Genomic DNA, 18177 nt, shown 5'->3' with positions numbered 1-18177 from the left:
AGCGCCAAGGCAGGCAGAGCGCGCCACTGCGGCCTGAAGCACGCAACGGCGCAAGTACTGCCAGCGCCGTTGCGCTATAGTTGCTGCCCTCACGTACACGCTGCCGAAGAGTTTCTTCCATGTTCAACAAAGGATTGTTGCTGGCCTGCGCGCTGGCCCTGCTCAGTGCCTGTGATTCCTCGACGCCCGAGGCCCCAGCGGCCTCCGCTCAAGCGCCTGCGAGCACGCCGCAAGCGGCACCGGCCAAGCGCGAAGACCCGGCGGTGCTGGCCAAGCGCTACGAAGGTCGCGCCCTCAGCGTGCTGGACGTCTCCGAGGTCCAGCTCGACGGTGCCAGCACGTTGTCGGTGAGCTTTTCGGCGCCGCTGGACGCCCAGCAGGACTTCGCCAGCAAGGTGCACCTGGTCGATACCGTCAATGGCAAGATCGACGGCGCCTGGGAACTGTCCGACAACCAGATGGAACTGCGCCTGCGTCATCTGGAGCCACAGCGCAAGCTGGTGCTGACCCTCGACAAGGGCCTGCTGGCGGTCAATGGCCAACAGCTCGAAAGCGAGGCGGTGAGCCGCCTGGAAACCCGCGACATGCAGCCCACCGTGGGCTTCGCCAGCCGTGGCTCGCTGCTGCCCACGCGCCTGGCCGAAGGCTTGCCGGTGATCGCGCTGAACGTGGCCAAGGTCGATGTCGAGTTCTTCCGGGTCAAACCCGAGATGCTTTCGGCGTTTCTCGTCAACTGGGGGCGCAACAGCAGCCTGTACTACTACCAGTCCAAGGAAACCCTGGACATGGCCGAGCTGGTCTACAGCGGCCGCTTCGACCTCAACCCGGCGCGCAATACCCGTGAGACCGTGCTGCTGCCGCTGGCCGGGATCAAGCCGCTGCAAGAGCCGGGGGTATACCTGGCGGTGATGCGTGCTTCGGGCACCTATGATTATTCGCAACCGGCGACCCTGTTCACCCTCAGCGACATCGGCGTCTCCGCCCACCGCTACCGTGACCGCCTGGACGTATTCGCGCAGGCGCTGGAGGGTGGCAAGGCCTTGAGCGAGGTCAACCTCGAGGTCCACGACGACAAGGGCAAGCTGCTGGCCCAGGCCAAGACTGACGGCGCCGGCCACGCCGAGCTGCCGATCACGGCCAAGGCCGATACCCTGATCGCCACCCAGGGCGTGCATACCACGTTGCTGCGCCTGAATACCGCTGCGCTGGATCTGGCCGAGTTCGATATCACCGGCCCGCAGTCCAATCCCCTGCAATTCTTCATCTTCGGCCCGCGCGATCTCTATCGCCCGGGCGAGACAGTGCTGCTCAACGGTCTGCTGCGCGATCAGGACGGCAAGCCGGTCAAGGCTCAGCCGGTCAGCGTCGAGGTGCGCCGTCCCGATGAGCAAGTCAGCCGCAAGTTCGTCTGGGAGGCCGACGCCAATGGCCTGTACCAATACCAGCTGCAACTGGCCGGCGAAGCGCCCACTGGGCGCTGGCAGCTGCTGCTGGACCTTGGCGGTGGGCGCAAGCAGGTGTACGAATTCCTGGTCGAAGACTTCCTGCCTGAGCGCCTGGCGCTGGAGCTCAAGGGCAGCGCCACGCCGCTTGCGCCCGAGCAGGATGCACGCATCCAGGTCAATGGGCGCTACCTCTACGGCGCCCCGGCCGCCGGCAATCGCCTGAGCGGCCAAGCCTACGTACGCCCGCTGCGCGAGGCGGTGCCGGCGCTGCCAGGCTATCAGTTCGGCTCGGTCACCGAAGGCGAGCTGACCCAGGACCTGGAACTGGACGAGGTTACCCTCGATCAGGCCGGCAAGGCGCTCGTCGATATCCCGAGCCGCTGGAGCGAGGCGCGCTCACCGCTGCAGTTGACCGTGCAGGCCAGCCTGCAGGAATCGGGTGGGCGCCCGATCACCCGGCGCCTGGAGCAGCCGATCTGGCCGGCCGAGCGCTTGCCGGGCCTGCGCGGTCTGTTCGACGGTGAAGAAACCGACGGCGACGGCCCGGTCGAGTTCGAGTTCCTGCTGGCCGATCGCGACGGCCACAAGCTTGCCGGCGACGACCTCAAGGTGCGGCTGGTGCGCGAGCGGCGCGACTACTACTGGAACTACTCGCAGAGCGACGGCTGGAGCTACAACTACAACGAGAAATTCCTCACCGAAAGTGAGCAGACCTTGAGCATCAAGGCCGGCTCGACCGCCAAGCTCAGCTTCCAGGTCGAGTGGGGGCCGTACCGCGTCGAGGTCGAAGACCCGCAGACCGGCCTGGTTTCCAGCGCGCGCTTCTGGGCCGGCTACCGCGCCCAGGATAACGCCGAGGGCGGCGCGGTACGGCCCGATCAGGTCAAGCTGGCGCTGGACAAGCCGGCCTACGCCGACGGCGCCACCGCCCAGGTCACTGTGACCCCGCCTGCCGCCGGCAGCGGCTACCTCATGATCGAATCCAGCGACGGCCCGCTGTGGTGGCAGGAAATCCAAGTGCCGGCCGAGGGCAAGACCTTCGCGGTCGAGCTGGACAAGAAGTGGGCGCGTCACGACCTGTACATCAGCGCCCTGGTGATTCGCCCCGGTGAGCGCAAGGCCAATGCCACGCCCAAGCGCGCCGTCGGCGTACTGCACCTGCCGCTGGCCCGCGCCGAGCGCAAGCTGGCGCTGAGCTTGCAGGCGCCGGAAAAAATCCGCCCCAAGCAGCCGCTGACGGTGAAGATCAAGGCTGCCAACGCTGATGGCAGCGTGCCCAAGCAGGCGCATGTGCTGGTGTCTGCGGTGGATGTGGGCATTCTCAACATCACCGACTTCAAGACCCCTGACCCGTTCGCCAGCCTGTTCGGGCGCAAAGCCTATGGCGCCGATCAGCTGGACATCTACGGCCAGCTGATAGAGGCCGGGCAGGGCCGCCTGGCCAGCCTGGCCTTCGGTGGCGACGCGGCGATGGCCAAAGGTGGCAAGCGCCCCAACACCACCGTCACCATCGTTGCCCAGCAAAGCCTACCCGTGACCCTCGATGAGCAAGGGCAGGGGCAGGCGACGGTGGACATCCCGGACTTCAACGGCGAACTGCGCCTGATGGCCCAGGCCTGGACCGATGAGCACTTCGGTGTCGCCGAAGGCAAGACCGTGGTGGCCGCGCCGCTGGTCGCCGAGTTGTCTGCGCCACGTTTCCTGGCCGGGGGCGACCGTACCAGCCTGGCCCTGGACCTGGCCAACCTGTCCGGGCGTGCCCAGCAATTGCAGGTCGAGATCACCACCGACGGGCAGCTGAGTCTGGCCGGCAGCGCCCAGCAGAACATCGCCCTGGCCGAAGGCCAGCGCACTACCTTGCTGATCCCGGTGGTGGCCGCAGGTGGCCTGGGCCAGGGCAAGGTGCAAGTCCGCGTCAATGGCCTGCAACTGCCCGGCGAGCCTGGCGGCGCTTTCGAGCGGGAATGGACGCTGGGCGTGCGTCCGGCTTATCCGGCCATGCTCAAGCACTACCGGGTTGCCCTGAACGATCAGCCTTGGTTCCTGCCCGAGGGCGACCTGGCGGCGTTCGAGCCAGCCGGCCTTGAGGCCAGCCTGGCCTTGTCGAGCCGGCCGCCGCTGAACCTTGCCGAGCAGATCCGTGCCCTGGAGGCCTACCCTTACGGCTGTCTCGAGCAAACCGCGAGCGGGCTTTATCCCTCGTTGTACGCCGATGAGGCCAGCCTCAAGCGTTTGGGCATCAAGGGCGAGCCGGCCGCCGTACGCAAGCGCAAGATCGAAATGGGCATCGAACACCTGCTGGGCATGCAGCGCTACAACGGCAGCTTTGGTCTGTGGAGCTCGGACAGCGAGGAAGAGTACTGGCTCACCGCCTATGTCACCGACTTCCTGTTGCGCGCCCGCGATCAAGGCTATGGCGTGCCCGCCGAGGCCTTGAAGAAGGCCAATGAGCGCCTGCTGCGCTACGTGCAGGAGCGCAACCTGATCGAAGTCGATTACAGCGAAAATGCCGAGCACACCCGCTTTGCCGTGCAGGCCTACGCGGCCCTGGTGTTATCGCGCAGCCAGCAGGCACCGTTGGGCGCCTTGCGCAGCCTGTTCGAGCGCCGCGCCGATGCCCGCTCCGGCCTGCCGTTGGTGCAACTGGCAGTGGCTCTGGACAAGATGGGCGACAAACCGCGCTCGCAGCAGGCCCTGCAAGCCGGGCTTGGGATCAGCCGCAGCAAGGGCTGGATGGCCGATTACGGCAGCAGCCTGCGGGACCAGGCGTTGATTCTGGCGCTGTTGCAGGAAAGCCAGCTGGCCAGCGATCAGGTCGATCAACGCCTGTTCGCACTGTCGGACGAACTGGCTGCCAACCGCTGGCTGTCGACTCAGGAACGCAACGCCCTGTACCTGGCCGGCCGCGGCCTGCTGGGTAAACCGCAGGCACCCTGGAAGGCACGGCTGGACAGCGCTGGGGAAGTGCGCGAATTGAGCGATGGCGAAGCGGGCATGAAGCTCGAAGGCCCCTTGCTGGCCTCGCCGCTGAGCGTGCAAAACCAGGGCAGCGAAACCCTCTATCAGCAATTGACGCTGTCCGGATACCCGCGTCAGGCGCCGGCTGCAGGCGGCACTGGCATGGAGATCCGCCGCGAGTATCTGGGCATGAACGGCCAGGCGCTGAATCTGCAGAACCTGCGCAGTGGCGAGCTGGTGCTGGTGCACCTGGCGGTCAAGTCTGCCGAGCGCGTGCCCGATGCTCTGGTGGTCGATCTGCTTCCGGCAGGCCTTGAACTGGAAAACCAGAACTTGGCGCAAAGCGCCGCGAGCCTGGACAACGCCAGCAGCGCCGTGAAGCAATGGCGCGAGTCGATGCAGAATGCCAGCATTGTGCACCAGGAATACCGCGACGACCGCTACGTGGCGGCCGTGCAACTGGACGGCTACGCCACCACGCACCTGCTGTACCTGGCCCGCGCCGTTACCCCAGGCACCTACCGAGTACCGCCGCCCCAGGTCGAGTCGATGTACCGTCCCAACCTCCAGGCCCTGGGCGAAACGACGGGGGACCTCACGGTCAGGGCGCGCTGACGCGCTTCAAGCCGCAAGCTGCAGGTAAAAGCAGATCTGCTTCTGCTTGCAGCTTGCAGCTTGCGGCTCGCAGCGCTCAATGCACGACCCAGCTCATGACCCAGAGCCCCAGGGCCAACCAGATGATGCCGAGGATGATGGATGCGCGCATGAAGGCGCGGATGGCCAAGTACAACAGCAGCAAGCCGACGATCAGGGCCAGGATGCTCACCAGGGAGGTGTCCATGCCCAGCGTGCGGGCCAGGCCATCGATGAAGTTGCCGCCGGCATTGGCCAGTACGTTGAACAGACCGCTCAGGGCGTCGACGATGATCCTGATCACCGACCCCAGGGCCTGACCCAGCCATTCGAAAAAACCTTCTACATGCATAGTTGCTTCCTGATCAACGAATCGGCGAGTTTGCCGCTTTCAAGCCTTTGGCCATTATCTGCCAGGGTCGGTTCCCGATGCCAAGCTTAGCCCGGCCCCACACCCGTGGCGCGAGGCATGTACGCAGCATTGTGATCGTGGTGCTGATTGCCCTCGGCCTGCTGTGGCTGGCCGATCGCCTATGGCCGTTGCCGATGCCGGGCAACGACCTGGCCCGGGTAGTGCTGGCCGAAGACGGCACGCCGCTGTGGCGCTTTGCCGATGCCGATGGCGTGTGGCGCTACCCGGTCAGCCCCGAGCAAGTGTCGCCGCTGTACCTGCAGGCCTTGCTGACCTACGAGGACCGCTGGTTCTACCGGCATCCGGGGGTCAACCCGATGGCCATGGTCCGCGCAGCCTGGCTCAACCTGCGCGCAGGGCGCGTGGTGTCGGGCGGCAGCACGTTGTCGATGCAGGTGGCGCGCCTGCTCGATCCGCATGACCGCACCTTCACCGGCAAACTGCGACAACTGTGGCGCACCCTGCAGCTGGAGTGGCACCTGTCCAAGCGTGAGATTTTGCAGCTGTACCTCAATCGCGCGCCCTTCGGTGGCACCTTGCAAGGGGTGGCCGCAGCCAGCTGGGCATATCTGGGCAAATCGCCGCAGCACCTGACCCACGCCGAGGCGGCGTTGTTGGCGGTGTTGCCCCAGGCCCCCAGCCGGCTGCGCCCGGACCGTCACCCGGCCCGTGCCCAGCACGCCCGCGACAAGGTGCTCGAGCGCCTGGGCGAATACCAGGTGTGGCCGGCCCAGGTGCTCAAGGAAGCTGCCGAAGAGCCGCTGCTGCTGGCCCCGCGACAGGAGCCGGCGCTGGCGCCCTTGCTGGCACGGCGGCTCAACAGCCCTGACAGCCCGACGCTGATCTACACCACCCTCGACGCCTCGTTGCAACGGCGCCTCGAAGACCTGTTGCTGGGTTGGCGTGCGCGCCTGCCGGAACGCACGTCGGCGGCGATCCTGGTGGTCGAGGCGCAAAGCATGGCAGTGCGGGCTTACCTGGGCTCGGTGGACATGGCCGATGAACGCCGCTTCGGCCATGTCGACATGGTCCGTGCGCTGCGCTCGCCAGGCTCCACGCTCAAGCCGTTTCTGTACGGCTTGGCCTTGGATGACGGGCTGATCCATTCCGAATCGTTGTTGCAGGATGTACCGCGGCGCTACGGCGACTACCGTCCTGGCAACTTTTCGATGGGCTTCAGTGGGCCGGTATCGGCAAGCTCGGCGCTGGCGCTGTCGCTCAATTTGCCAGCGGTGCAGTTGCTCGAGGCTTATGGCCCCAAGCGCTTTGCCGGGCAGCTGCGCATGGCTGGGGTGCCGTTGGCGCTGCCACCGCTTGCCGAACCGAACCTGTCGCTGATTCTCGGCGGTGCCGGCAGCCGCCTGGAGGATCTGGTCGGCGGTTACGCGGCGCTGGCCCGCGGCGGCAACAGCGCGCGGGTGCGCCTGCAACCGCAGGACCCGCTGCTCGAGCGCAGGCTGATGTCAGCCGGCGCCGCCTGGATTGTCCGGCGCATCCTCAGCGGACAGGCCCGGCCAGACCGCGATCCGCATGCCGAGTTGGTGCAGCGCCCGCAGCTGGCGTGGAAAACCGGCACCAGTTACGGCTTTCGTGATGCCTGGTCGATCGGCGTGGGCCCGCGTTATCTGATCGGCGTATGGATCGGCCGCCCGGACGGCACGCCGGTGCCAGGGCAATTCGGCCTGGCCTCGGCGGCGCCGCTGATGCTGCAGGTGCATGATCTGCTGAGCAACCGCGACAGCCAGCGCGGTATCCGGTTACCCGTGGAGCGCGTGCCGGCCAGCGTGGGCGTGGCTGCGATCTGTTGGCCCCTGGGCCAGCCGATGAGCCGGCAAGACCCGAACTGTCGGCGTCAGCGCTTTGCCTGGACCCTCGATGGCACCACGCCACCGACCTTGCAGGCGGCCGATCAACCCCTGGGGCTAGGGCTGCATGAAACCGTCTGGACCGACACCCAGGGGCTGCGCGTCGACAGCAGTTGCCCAGGCGCCACGTCCCACGACATTGCCCTGTGGCCGGCGCCCCTGGAACCCTGGCTGCCGAAAGTCGAGCGGCGCGCAGCGCGCCTGCCGGGGATCGATCCGCTTTGCCCGCCGCAGGTGCCGGCCAGCGCGCCGCCGCTGGCGATCGTCGGGGTTCGGGCAGGCGATCACCTGCGTCGCCCGGCCACCAGCAGCGAGGTGTTGCAGGTGCAGGTTTCGGCATTGGGCGGCGGCGGTCGGCGCTGGTGGTTCCTCAATGGCCAACCGGTGGGGCAAAGCGACGGTCAGCAGAACCTGTCGGTGCGCTTCGATCACGCCGGGCAATTCGAGCTCAGCGCCCTGGACGAGAGCGGCGAGACGGCCCGGGTGGCGTTTCAGGTCAACGATTGAGGCGCGCCGCAACGCGCCTCAGTGGGTGGTGAAGCGCTGGAACACCGGTGAAGAGCTCGGCGTCAGCGCCAAAGCCAATTGGGTGCGGTTATGCATGTGCGTGAGCCGCAACACCTGCGACACATACAACTTCACCGTATTCTCGGTAATACCCAGTTCACAGGCGATCTGATAGTTGGTCTTGCCCTTGCTGACCAGGCGCGCAACCTCCATCTGTCGAGGCGACAGCTTCTCGAAGGCTGCAGGCAGCTCGGCGTCGCTTTCCAGCACGTCGCTGGAGCGACGATGCACACCTTGGCCACGGGCTTTCTCCAGGTCCTGGTAAAGCTCATCGATGGAGCCTGCCAGATCCTGCAGGCGCTGGTTGAGATTGCCCAGGTGCTGAAGATTGGCCTTGCGTTCAAGCAGCACTTGCTCTTGCCGGCGCACGCCCTCAAGGAGCTCGTCGAGGTCCATGGGCTTTTGATAATAATCAGCGAAGCCTTCGCGGAGGGCGCGGATCACATCCTGCTTCTCTGCGCGCCCGGTGAGCATGATGGCTTCGAACAGCCGCTCACGCCCGCCCAGTGCCTTGAGCGCGCGCACCAACTCGACGCCATCGCGCTCGGGCATATGCAGGTCGCACAGCACCAAGCCAATGGTCTCGTCGGCGATGAACTGCTCGATGGCTTCATCGCTGGAATGGGCCGCAGCGCACTGGTAGCCCTTGATGCCAAGATACTCACACAACTGTTCGACAATGACTGGCTGGTCATCGACGACCAGCACTTTTACCTCGCTGTAAGACTTGCTCACACCCCACCTCCATGTTCTCAAGCGGCCCTGCTCCCGGGCCAGACGCTCTGGCAGCTTAACGGTAGCCGCTGTCAGCGAATCTGCAAAACATCCTACAAGTCATCCGACAACAGGGGGGGGTTATTGGATCCATACGGCTGTCAGGAGAAAGCCGGTGAGCACGTACGGAACGAACGCCTGCCTGTCGCCCATCTGTTCGGTGAGGGCGGTCAGGTGTTTTTTCAGTTTTGGGTTGAGCAGTTTCCACAGCCGCCTGCGCAACAGCAGCCAGAGCACCACGCTGACCCCGGCGCCGATGAACGTGCCGAGGACATAATGCGGACTGGTGGCCAAGGCCAGGGCGCCCATCAGCTTGACGTCGTCGGCTGCCAGGCGCCCGAGCATGTAGCCTGGCAAGGTCAGCAACATCACGATGGCCAAGGCCCAGCCGGCGTCGCTGGCCTCGGCGCCGATCCAGCTGTGGCCGGTTGCGAAAAGCCAGACCAGGGCGCCAGTGGCGACACCCACGGTCAGCATGTTGGCGATCTGACGCTGGCGCAGATCTTGTTCGGTGCACAAGGCAAGCCACATCAGAAGGACCATGCTTTGCATCGGCAGCCCGCCATCCTAATCATTGAACACGTCTACCCGATCGGTCAGGTTTCCTAATCAGGGTAGACGCGATCTGACGAACGGACAGGTCGGGATGGCAAAAAGCGTCGCTGCAGGGGCGACTAGGCGTCGCAACAGGCCCGGCAGCAGCTGACGAGCGGTCTACTTAGCTCGGCCTGGGGGGTAGTTGCCGAGCACTTGCGCGACGGTTTTCTGAATGGCGCTGTTGCGCTCGTCGGGGCTCGGCGGGTAGCTGTTCATGATCTGTTCAGCACTGCCGCGCCACACCAACTTGCCATCACGGCCATCGAACAGGTCGAGCTGAATGGTCGCGACCTTGTAATCGACGCTGCGCGTCTCGTTGTACATCGGGCCGCCCCAGTAACCGTTCCAGTAGCCGCCCCAGGCGCCGCCGTAATGGGTGGTGATCTGTTGCTGACGCTGCTCGACGATCAGGTAGGCGCGCACTTTCACATCCGCCTTGGCCGAGCCCTGGGCCGGGCGCAGTCCGCGTTGATCGAGCTGTTGCGCCACCGCCGTGCGGATGCGTTGTTCGGTCAGGTCGCTCTTGATGCGTGGGTCATCCGGGCGGTACTGCAGCGCCGGCTCCTGCCAGGCCCAGCTGCGGTAGGCGGCAAAGTCGCGGCTGGCGTCGAAATCCTGCTGCACGTTAGTGCTCGAACAGGCCGCGAGCAACAACACGGCCGTCACTAAAACGAGACGATGCCACATGATGGTTCTCCGTTAGGGATCAACTGGGAGGATAGCCGCTGAGCGCTTTGTCGACCGATTCACGCAGGGCCCTTTCACGCGCCCGCGGCGAGCTTTTGTCACCAGAGGTTTCGGCGCTGGCGCTCCATACCGGCTGGCCAGTAGCGGCGTCGAACAGGTCAATGCGCACCACCAGTACCTCTACTTCATAGGTACGCACCACCGGAACGCTGCCGTAGGCGCCGTAGCCATTGCGATAGCCACCAACGCCGACGCCGCCGTATGGGTAGGGACCGTAGTAGGGGTCGTAACTGTCGTAGTCGCGCACCTGGCGCAAACGCCGCTCTACACGCATGTTGGCACTGACCAGCACGTCGCCACGGCCGCCGCGAGCCGGGCGTAGACCGTGCTGGTCAAGGGCGCCGCTGACTGCATCGGCGAGCTGCCCCGGGTCGCCACCTGCCACGCCGCTGGGCGATTGACCGGCGCGCCAGCTCCAACTGCGGTAGCGGCCATAGTCGCGCGGTGCGGCCGGGTAGGCGCTGGCATCGAAGGTATGTGCCGCTTGCGCCGGTGCCGGCGGCAGCGGCCGGCTGCTGGCGACATAGGGGTTGCTGCCCTGGCAGCCCGCCAGGGCGAACGCGGCAAGGGCCAGGCAAAAAGCGCGATACAGCATGGGTTGCTCCTCAGGAATGAGTCAGCGAGGGCGGCACATCCAATGCAGGTAGCGGCCAAGGCCGGCGAAGCTTGGGTGACGGCGGTGGGCCAGCTCCATTTCCAGCAGGTCGAGCAGCTCGGCCTTGTCCTGGAATTCCTTGGGCATGTAGTCGTGGAAGACCCGCACGCCACTTTCGCTTTCGACCTGCCACAACGGTTCAAGTTGCGCCTGCAGCTGCCGCGGATCAAGCGGTTTTTGCGGCGTGAGGCTCTGTTTCTCGCCTTCCAGGCGATTGCTGCGCAGCTTGCGGAAATGCCCCTTGAGCAGATTGCGATAGACCAGCGCGTCGCGGTTGTAGAACGCCAGTGACAGCCAGCCATCCGCGGCGGTGAGCTGATGCAGCACAGGCAGGATGCTCGGCGGTTCGGCCAGCCATTCCAGCACTGCATGGCACAGCACCAGGTCATAAGGTTCGGTGAGCTGGCCCAGCAGGTCCTGCCAGGGCGCCTGGATGAACGTCGCCTGTTGACCGGCTTGTGCAAAACGCGCCCGGGCCCCTTCGAGCATCGGCGCGGCGGGTTCTGCCAACGTGACCTGGTGCCCGCGTTGCGCCAGCCACAGGGCCATGTGGCCAAGGCCTGCACCTATATCCAGCACACGCAGCGGGCGATCGGGCAGGGCCTCGGCCAGGTCCGCCTGCAACACGGCCAAGCGGATCGCACCTTTGGCGCCGCCGTAGATTTTTTCGGCAAAGCGCGTGGCCAGCTCATCGAAATGACGGTCGTTCATCGAGCGAAGCGCCGTTCGCTGTCGGCCAGCTTGGCCTTGACCACCTGCTCCAGGTCCAGGCCCAGCTCGCTGCACAACAGCAACAGGTACAGCACGATGTCGCCGACTTCCTGGCCTGCGTGGGTAAGCTGGTCGGCTGGCAACTGGCGCGACTGCTCCTCGGTGAGCCACTGGAAGATCTCCACCAGTTCGGCCATCTCGACGCTGGCAGCCATGGCCAGGTTCTTGGGGCTGTGAAAGCCTCGCCAATCATTGGCGTCGCGGATTCGGTGCAGGCGTTGGGTGAGTTCTTGCAGGTTCATCGGGGCTCTCCAAATGCCGCATAGCTTCTGCCCAGGCCCGCTGCAAAGCAAGCGCAAATCAACGTGCTAGAGCACTGCCCAGCGCCCCACCATATGCTCCAGATCGCCTTGGCCTTGCAGGCGTAAACTGCCAGCCGGGCCAGCCTCGCTGGCGCTGAGGAGCACCTTCGAAGGCAAGCGCACCGGTTTGCGAAACGCCACCTCGATGCGGTAACCGCTGTTGGGCATGTGCCCGCGCAGGGCGGCCAATGCCATGGCAGTGCTCCACATGCCATGGGCGATGGCGGTGGGAAACCCAAACAGGCGGGCACTGGCTGCGCTCAGGTGGATCGGGTTGTAGTCGCCGCAAACCTTGGCGTAGCGCCGACCGATATCGCTGTCGGCATACCAACGGGTCACCTGCGCAAGGCCATCAGGCTCAGGCTCGTCGTTTGGCGGCGCCTGGTCGTCAACCTTGAGACCGCGCACCAGCATGCGGCTGGTCTCCCGCCAGAGCACGCCAAGACCGTCTTCGGCTTCGGTGACCAGGTCAAACGTACCGCCTTTGGCATGGGCCTGGAGATTATCGGCGTAGACGGCGAACTGCAAGGCGTCGATCCCGCCCAGCGGGCGCACGACGTCGATACGGTTGTGCAGGTGCACCAGCCCCAGCAGCGGGAAGGGGAAATCCTGCGCGGTCAGCAACTGCAACTGCAGGTTGAACGCCATGACATGTGGGTAGCTGCAGGGCAGCCGGCCATCATCGGGGAAGTGGCAGAGCCGGCGGTAGGCGGCCAGGTTGTCCGGCTGCACGCGAATCATGCTGCGCAAGCCGCGTGTAGGCAGGCTCGCGCCGCTGATCTTGCGCTTGCTGGCCGCACGCAGGTACAGGCTGGCGCGCGAGTCGGGGCTATGCAGATCTTGCCATTGACGGTTCATGTTCAGGCTCCCATCAACGCTTGGCCGCACACCCGCAGGACCTGACCGTTGACCGCCCCCGAACCCGGTTGGCTGAGCCAGGCCACGGCCTCGGCAACATCCTGGGGGCGCCCACCTTGGCCAAGCGAACTGAGCCGTCGCCCGGCTTCGCGCAGGCCCACGGGCATCGCGGCGGTCATGTGCGTTTCGATGAACCCGGGCGCCACGGCATTGATGCTGGCGCCACGCTCGGCGAGCTTGCTTGCCCAGGCCTGGGCGAAGCCGACCAGGCCGGCCTTGCTCGCGGCATAGTTGGCCTGGCCGCGATTGCCGGCGATGCCGCTGACCGAGGCCAGCAGGGTAATGCGCGCGTGTTCGCCCAGCGCACCGGCATCGAACAGCGCCTGGGTCAGTAGCTGCGGAGCTTTCAGGTTGACCGCCATGACCGCGTCCCAGTACTCCGGGGTCATGTTGGCCAAGGTCTTGTCGCGGGTAATGCCGGCGTTGTGCACGACGATGTCGATGCCATCGGGCAGGGCCTCGAGCAGGCGAGCAGGTGCATCGCTGGCGCAGATGTCCAGCGCCAGGGCTTTACCGCCCAGGCGTGCGGCGAGGGCATCGAGCTCCTGCTGGGCTTGCGGCACGTCCAGCAGCAGCACCTGGGCGCCGTCGCGCGCGAGGGTTTCGGCGATGGCCGCACCGATGCCGCGGGCGGCACCCGTGACCAGGGCGCGGCGCCCGCCCAGAGGACGCGTCCAGTCTTCGACCTGCGCGGCGCACGCTTGCAGGCGCAGGACCTGACCGGAGATGAACGCGCTTTTCGGTGACAGGAAAAAGCGCAAGGCGCCTTCGAGCTGAGCATCCGCACCTGGCTCGACGTACAGCAATTGCGCGGTGGCGCCATTGCGCAGTTCTTTGGCCAGCGAGCGGCTGAAGCCTTCGAGGGCGCGCTGGGCCACGCTCGCCAGCGGGTCGTCGAGGGTCTCTGGCGCGCGGCCCAGAATCAGCAGGTGGGCACAGCGGTCGAGGCTGCGCAGCAGGGGCTGGAAGAATTCGCGCAACTGCTTGAGCGCGTCGGTGTCGGACAAATGGCTGGCATCGAACACCAGCGCCTTGATCTTCGGGCCGAGCCCGGCGACCCAGGCCGGTGCCTGCAGGCCGCTGCCAGCGAAGCTGTACACGGTGTCGGTCAGGCGCGGGGCGATCGCTTCGACCTGACCGGCCAGCGCTCCGCCGCCCACTACCAGGGCGCCGTCGACCGGGCGCAGGCGCCCGGCCTGCCAGCGCTCCAGCGGAGCCGGGCTGGGCAGGCCGAGCGCGTCGACCAGGCGGCGCCCGAGGTTGGAGTTGGCAAAGCCGAGATAGCGATCGCTCATGTGCGGGTCTCCTGAAAGCAAGCTTGCAAGTGTGGACCAACTTTCAGGCAGGGTCGTTCGAATGGGGCAAAAACGCCTAGGCTGTACCGAACAATTTGTTTCAGGAGGAAAAAACGCATGGGTTCCACTCGCCGGGTCGCCATCTTGGGCGGCAACCGAATTCCTTTCGCACGCTCGAACGGTGCCTATGCGACGGCCAGCAATCAGACGATGCTGACCACCGCCCTGGAAGGACTTGTCGAACGTTACCGCCTGCACGGCCTGCGCCTTGGCGAAGTGGTGGCGGGCGCGGTGCTCAAGCACTCACGGGACATGAACCTGAGCCGCGAATGCGTGCTGGGCTCGCGCCTCTCGCCGGCGACGCCGGCCTACGATATCCAGCAGGCCTGTGGCACGGGCCTTGAAGCGGCGCTGCTGGTGGCCAACAAGATCGCCCTCGGACAGATCGACAGTGGCGTGGCGGGCGGGGTCGACACCACCTCCGATGCGCCGATCGGGGTCAATGAAGGGCTGCGCCGCCTCTTGTTGCAGGCCGGGCGCGGCAAGACCCTCGGCGAGCGGCTCAAACCCTTTCTGCAGTTACGCCCCGGCCATATCAAGCCCGAGCTGCCGCGCAACGGCGAGCCGCGCACCGGCCTGTCGATGGGCGAGCACTGTGAGCGCATGGCCCAGACCTGGGCGATCGAGCGCGCCGAGCAGGATGCCTTGGCGCTGCACAGCCACCGGCAGCTGGCCGCAGCGTATGCCGAGGGTTGGCAGGATGATTTGCTGACGCCGTTCATGGGCCTGGTGCGCGACAACAACTTAAGGCCTGAGCTGACCCTGGAGCAGTTGGCCAAACTCAAGCCCGCCTTCGATCGCTCAGGCCAGGGCACGCTCACCGCGGGCAACTCCACGCCCCTGACCGATGGCGCCTCGGTGGTGTTGTTGGGCTCGGAGCAGTGGGCCGCGCAACAAGGTTTACCGGTGCTGGCCTACCTGGTCGATGGCGAAACCGCTGCGGTGGACTTCGTCAGTGGTCATGAAGGTCTGCTGATGGCCCCGGCCTACGCGGTGCCGCGCCTGCTGGCACGCAACGGCCTGAGCCTGCAGGATTTCGACTACTACGAGATTCACGAGGCGTTCGCAGCTCAGGTGCTGTGCACCCTGAAAGCGTGGCAAGACCCTGATTTCTGCCGCGATCGCCTGGGCCTGGATGCGCCTCTGGGCGCCATTGACCGCAGCAAGCTCAACGTCAAAGGCAGCTCCCTGGCCGCTGGCCACCCGTTTGCCGCAACCGGGGCGCGCATTCTGGCCAACCTTGCCAAGTTGCTGGCGCAGGCGGGCAAGGGCCGTGGGCTGATTTCGATCTGTGCCGCCGGTGGGCAAGGGGTGACGGTGATCGTCGAACGCTGAGCGGCTGTCGATCTCTGATAGGCTTGTCTGCTCGCCACTACCCGACACCGCCATGCACACCACCGGACAGCCGCGTGCCCTTCCTAGCCTGGCGCAATTGCCGCGGCCGTTGTACGCCCGCGCCGAAAGCCTTGGCGCCGGATCGTGGACGACGCGGCACCGCCATTCCTGGGTGCAGTTTTCCTACGCCATCAGCGGTGTCCTGGGGGTCTACACCGCAGACGGCAGTTATTTCGCACCGCCGCAGTGGGGCGTTTGGATTCCGGCTGATGCCGAGCATGAGGTGGTCACCTCAGGTCAGGCGGAGATGCGCAGTTTGTACATCCGCTGCGATGCCTGCGTGTGGGCACCGGCGCATTGTCGAGTGCTCGAAGTCACGCCGCTGGCCCGTGAGCTGATCAAGGCGTTCTGCCGTTTGCCTGCCGAATACGCCGAAGGTGACAGCGCCGAAGCGCGCCTGGTGGCGGTGCTGCTCGATCAGTTGCGGACCTTGCCCGAAGTGGGGTTTTCCCTGCCGCTGCCGCGTCATCCAGGCCTGCTGGCCTTGTGTAACGGCTTGATTGCCGAACCGGAGCGGGCGCAGACCCTGCAGGCCTGGGCCACCCAGCTGAGCTGCTCGGAAAAGACCCTGATGCGCTTGTTCCAGCGTGAGACTGGCTTGAGCTTTCGCCATTGGCGCCAGCGCATGCGGCTGTTGTCGTCGCTGGCGTCATTGGAGGCGGGGCAGAGCGTGACCGAGGCGGCTCTGGCCTGCGGCTATGACTCCACCTCGGCTTACATCGCGGCGTTCAAGCAGCTGTTCGGTGCCACGCCCGGCGAACTGAAACTGTAGCGATCCGCTACCGACGACGGCCAGTAGCGGATCACTGCTCAGGTGCGAAAACGCCGTACCAGCGAATCCAGCTCGTTGGACAGCCCGGCCAGGCTCTCGGAATCCTGGCGCGCGGCCTGGGCCAGCTCGGCCACCAGTTGCGCATCGCCATGGATCTGGCTGATGTGGCGGTTGATATCCTCGGCGACTTGGTGTTGCTCCTCGGCGGCAGTGGCGATCTGGGTGTTCATGTCGCGAATGACGTCCACCGACTCACGAATCTGCCCGAAGCTGTCGCGCGCCAGGCCAATGCGGCTTACCGACTGTTGAGAGACCTCCAGGCTGGCATGCATCTGCTCGGCCACCTCGGCGGTGCGGCTGGCGAGGTTGCCTAGCAAACCGTCGATTTCGGCCGTGGAGTCGGCCGTGCGCTTGGCCAGCGCGCGGACTTCATCGGCCACCACGGCGAAGCCGCGGCCTTGCTCCCCGGCGCGGGCCGCTTCGATGGCCGCGTTAAGCGCCAGCAGGTTGGTCTGCTCGGCGATCGAGCGAATGGTGCCGAGAATCGACTGGATGGCGTTGCTGTCACGCTCCAGCTGCTGGATCGACTGTGCCGACTGCTCGATCTCCTGGCTCAGCCGATCGACGCTGTTGACCGCGGCATCGATCTGCTGCTGGCCTTCGCGTGCCTGTTGCTGGCCGCTGTCGGCAGACTGTGCGGCCTGGCTGCACGAGCGCGCCACTTCGTTGGCGGTAGCGACCATTTCATGGAAGGCGGTGGACACCATGTCGACCGCTTCGCGTTGGCGTCCGGCCGCTTCGGCCATGTCGCTGGAAACCCGCGTGGAGCTGCTTGAAGTGCTGAGGATCTTGCCTGCGGCCGAGCCAATGTGCTGGATCAGGCTGCGGATGGCGCCGAGGAACTGGTTGAACCAGCTGGCCAGTTGCGCGGTTTCATCGCGGCCGCGCACGTCCAGGTTACGGGTGAGATCGCCTTCGCCTTGGGCGATGTCTTCCAGGCCGCTGGTGACGCTGTTGATGGGGCGCACGATGAGTTTGGCGAATGCGGTACCGACCAGGGCGAACAGCGCGGCCAGGACCAGCGCGACCGTGCCGATGAGCCAGGTCAGGCGGGTGGTGGTCTGCATCACTTCGCCTTGCTGGATCAGGCCGATGAAGGTCCAGCCGAGCTTTTCGTCAGGGTAGACATTGGCCATGTAGCGTTCGCCGTCGATCTGCACTTCGACCAGCCCTTGACCGGCCTTGGCAAGCTCGGCGTAGCCATCACCGAAGCTGGCCAGTTGCTTGAAGTTGTGTCCGGCGTCGCGCGGGTCGACCAGCACGTTGCCGTTCTTTTCCACCAGCATCAGGTAGCCGCTTTCACCCAGCTTGATCTGCTTGACGATCTCGGTGAGGCTTTTTAGCGACACGTCGATGTTGACCACGCCGCCTGGGTTGCCCAGTTGGTTGGCCACGGTCCGCACGGTGCTGATCAGTACCGCATCGTCAGTAGCCCAGTAGTAGGCCCCGGTGCGCAGGGTTTTGCCGGGATTGGCCATGGCTTGCTGGTACCAGGGACGCGAACGCGGGTCATAGTTGCTGAACTTCTGCCCGGCCGGCCAACCGACGTAGCCGCCGTCGCTGACCCCGTACGACAGATAGGCATAGCTGGGATGGGCCTCGGCCAGGCGGGTGAAGAAGTCCAGCAGCTGCTTGTCATGCTCGCCCAACTCGACGGAAGGGTTGGCGCTGATGAACTTGTTCAAGTTGTTGCCGGTGGCCGCGACCAGGGGTTGCGACGCCAGGTAGGCGACGTTCTGGTCGATGCCCTGGAAGAAGATGTTCATCGCGTTGCTGACCTGACGGATTTCCCGGTTGCTGCTGTCGAGGAAACCATCGCGGGCTTCACCGCGCAGGTTGATCACCACCAAAGTGGCCACGAGGACGATGGGCAAGCCCGCGATGATCGCGAACGCCCAGGTCAGTTTTTGTTTGATGTTCATCGACACTCCCGGAATTATTTTTTTGCAGG

14 protein-coding genes and 1 pseudogene are annotated in these 18177 nt (G+C 65.5%); 4 read left to right on the top strand and 11 right to left on the bottom strand.

The window, feature by feature from the left end; translation table 11 throughout:
• Positions 1-119: 119 nt before the first annotated feature.
• Complete coding sequence (locus ACLEJW_RS19825; protein WP_440778094.1) at positions 120-5018, top strand: alpha-2-macroglobulin family protein; 4899 nt, start codon at positions 120-122, stop codon at positions 5016-5018.
• A 76-nt stretch (positions 5019-5094) separates the two neighbouring features.
• Here the strand turns inward: ACLEJW_RS19825 and ACLEJW_RS19820 are convergent, their stop codons facing one another.
• Positions 5095-5388 carry a hypothetical protein gene (locus tag ACLEJW_RS19820; protein WP_440778093.1) on the bottom strand — a complete coding sequence of 98 codons (294 nt, stop codon included), beginning with the start codon at positions 5386-5388 and terminating at the stop codon, positions 5095-5097.
• Positions 5389-5465: 77 nt separating this feature from the next.
• Here ACLEJW_RS19820 and pbpC point away from each other — a divergent pair, with 77 nt between their 5' ends.
• Positions 5466-7820 (top strand): peptidoglycan glycosyltransferase PbpC, encoded by a 2355-nt coding sequence (gene pbpC, locus ACLEJW_RS19815; RefSeq protein WP_440778092.1) that lies wholly within the window; start codon positions 5466-5468, stop codon positions 7818-7820.
• An 18-nt stretch (positions 7821-7838) separates the two neighbouring features.
• Here pbpC and ACLEJW_RS19810 read toward each other — a convergent pair whose 3' ends face one another.
• The 8 genes from ACLEJW_RS19810 to ACLEJW_RS19775 all read right to left on the bottom strand — a co-directional run bounded on the left by ACLEJW_RS19810 (position 7839) and on the right by ACLEJW_RS19775 (position 13939).
• Positions 7839-8615, bottom strand: a complete 777-nt coding sequence (locus tag ACLEJW_RS19810; RefSeq protein WP_145190804.1) for a response regulator transcription factor — start codon at positions 8613-8615, stop codon at positions 7839-7841.
• 120 nt (positions 8616-8735) lie between these two features.
• Positions 8736-9206, bottom strand: a complete 471-nt coding sequence (locus tag ACLEJW_RS19805) for a prepilin peptidase (protein WP_313299397.1) — start codon at positions 9204-9206, stop codon at positions 8736-8738.
• Positions 9207-9368: 162 nt separating this feature from the next.
• The gene (locus ACLEJW_RS19800) at positions 9369-9938 is read right to left on the bottom strand and encodes a DUF4136 domain-containing protein (RefSeq protein WP_440778091.1); all 570 of its coding nucleotides are present in this window, start codon (positions 9936-9938) and stop codon (positions 9369-9371) included.
• Between the two features lie 19 nt (positions 9939-9957).
• The gene (locus ACLEJW_RS19795; protein ID WP_313644121.1) at positions 9958-10593 is read right to left on the bottom strand and encodes a DUF4136 domain-containing protein; all 636 of its coding nucleotides are present in this window, start codon (positions 10591-10593) and stop codon (positions 9958-9960) included.
• 21 nt (positions 10594-10614) lie between these two features.
• On the bottom strand, positions 10615-11364 hold the full coding sequence (locus tag ACLEJW_RS19790) for a methyltransferase domain-containing protein (protein ID WP_313299406.1): 750 nt from the start codon (positions 11362-11364) through the stop codon (positions 10615-10617).
• Complete coding sequence (locus ACLEJW_RS19785; RefSeq protein ID WP_145190821.1) at positions 11361-11666, bottom strand: MazG-like family protein; 306 nt, start codon at positions 11664-11666, stop codon at positions 11361-11363. The genes ACLEJW_RS19790 and ACLEJW_RS19785 overlap by 4 nt, the downstream gene beginning before the upstream one ends.
• 66 nt (positions 11667-11732) lie before the next feature.
• Complete coding sequence (locus tag ACLEJW_RS19780) at positions 11733-12584, bottom strand: MaoC family dehydratase (protein WP_440778090.1); 852 nt, start codon at positions 12582-12584, stop codon at positions 11733-11735.
• A gap of 2 nt (positions 12585-12586) precedes the next feature.
• The gene (locus ACLEJW_RS19775) at positions 12587-13939 is read right to left on the bottom strand and encodes a 3-oxoacyl-ACP reductase (RefSeq protein WP_440778089.1); all 1353 of its coding nucleotides are present in this window, start codon (positions 13937-13939) and stop codon (positions 12587-12589) included.
• A gap of 117 nt (positions 13940-14056) precedes the next feature.
• Between ACLEJW_RS19775 and ACLEJW_RS19770 the strand changes: the two genes are divergently transcribed.
• Positions 14057-15334 (top strand): acetyl-CoA C-acetyltransferase, encoded by a 1278-nt coding sequence (locus ACLEJW_RS19770; protein WP_145190831.1) that lies wholly within the window; start codon positions 14057-14059, stop codon positions 15332-15334.
• A gap of 52 nt (positions 15335-15386) precedes the next feature.
• On the top strand, positions 15387-16166 hold the full coding sequence (locus tag ACLEJW_RS19765) for an AraC family transcriptional regulator (protein ID WP_145190834.1): 780 nt from the start codon (positions 15387-15389) through the stop codon (positions 16164-16166).
• 38 nt (positions 16167-16204) lie between these two features.
• On the opposite strand, the gene ACLEJW_RS19760 is transcribed toward ACLEJW_RS19765, so the two are convergent.
• Complete coding sequence (locus ACLEJW_RS19760) at positions 16205-16933, bottom strand: methyl-accepting chemotaxis protein (protein ID WP_371918165.1); 729 nt, start codon at positions 16931-16933, stop codon at positions 16205-16207.
• 129 nt (positions 16934-17062) lie between these two features.
• Positions 17063-18148 (bottom strand): annotated as a pseudogene (locus ACLEJW_RS19755) (HAMP domain-containing protein); the annotation flags it as partial.
• Positions 18149-18177: the final 29 nt, after the last annotated feature.

It is taken from the genome of Pseudomonas sp. SMSB3, assembly GCF_052041965.1.
In the GTDB taxonomy this organism is placed as follows: Bacteria; Pseudomonadota; Gammaproteobacteria; order Pseudomonadales; family Pseudomonadaceae; genus Aquipseudomonas.
The sequence above is the reverse complement of the archived record's forward strand: the minus strand, read 5'-3'. Positions and strand labels throughout refer to the sequence as shown.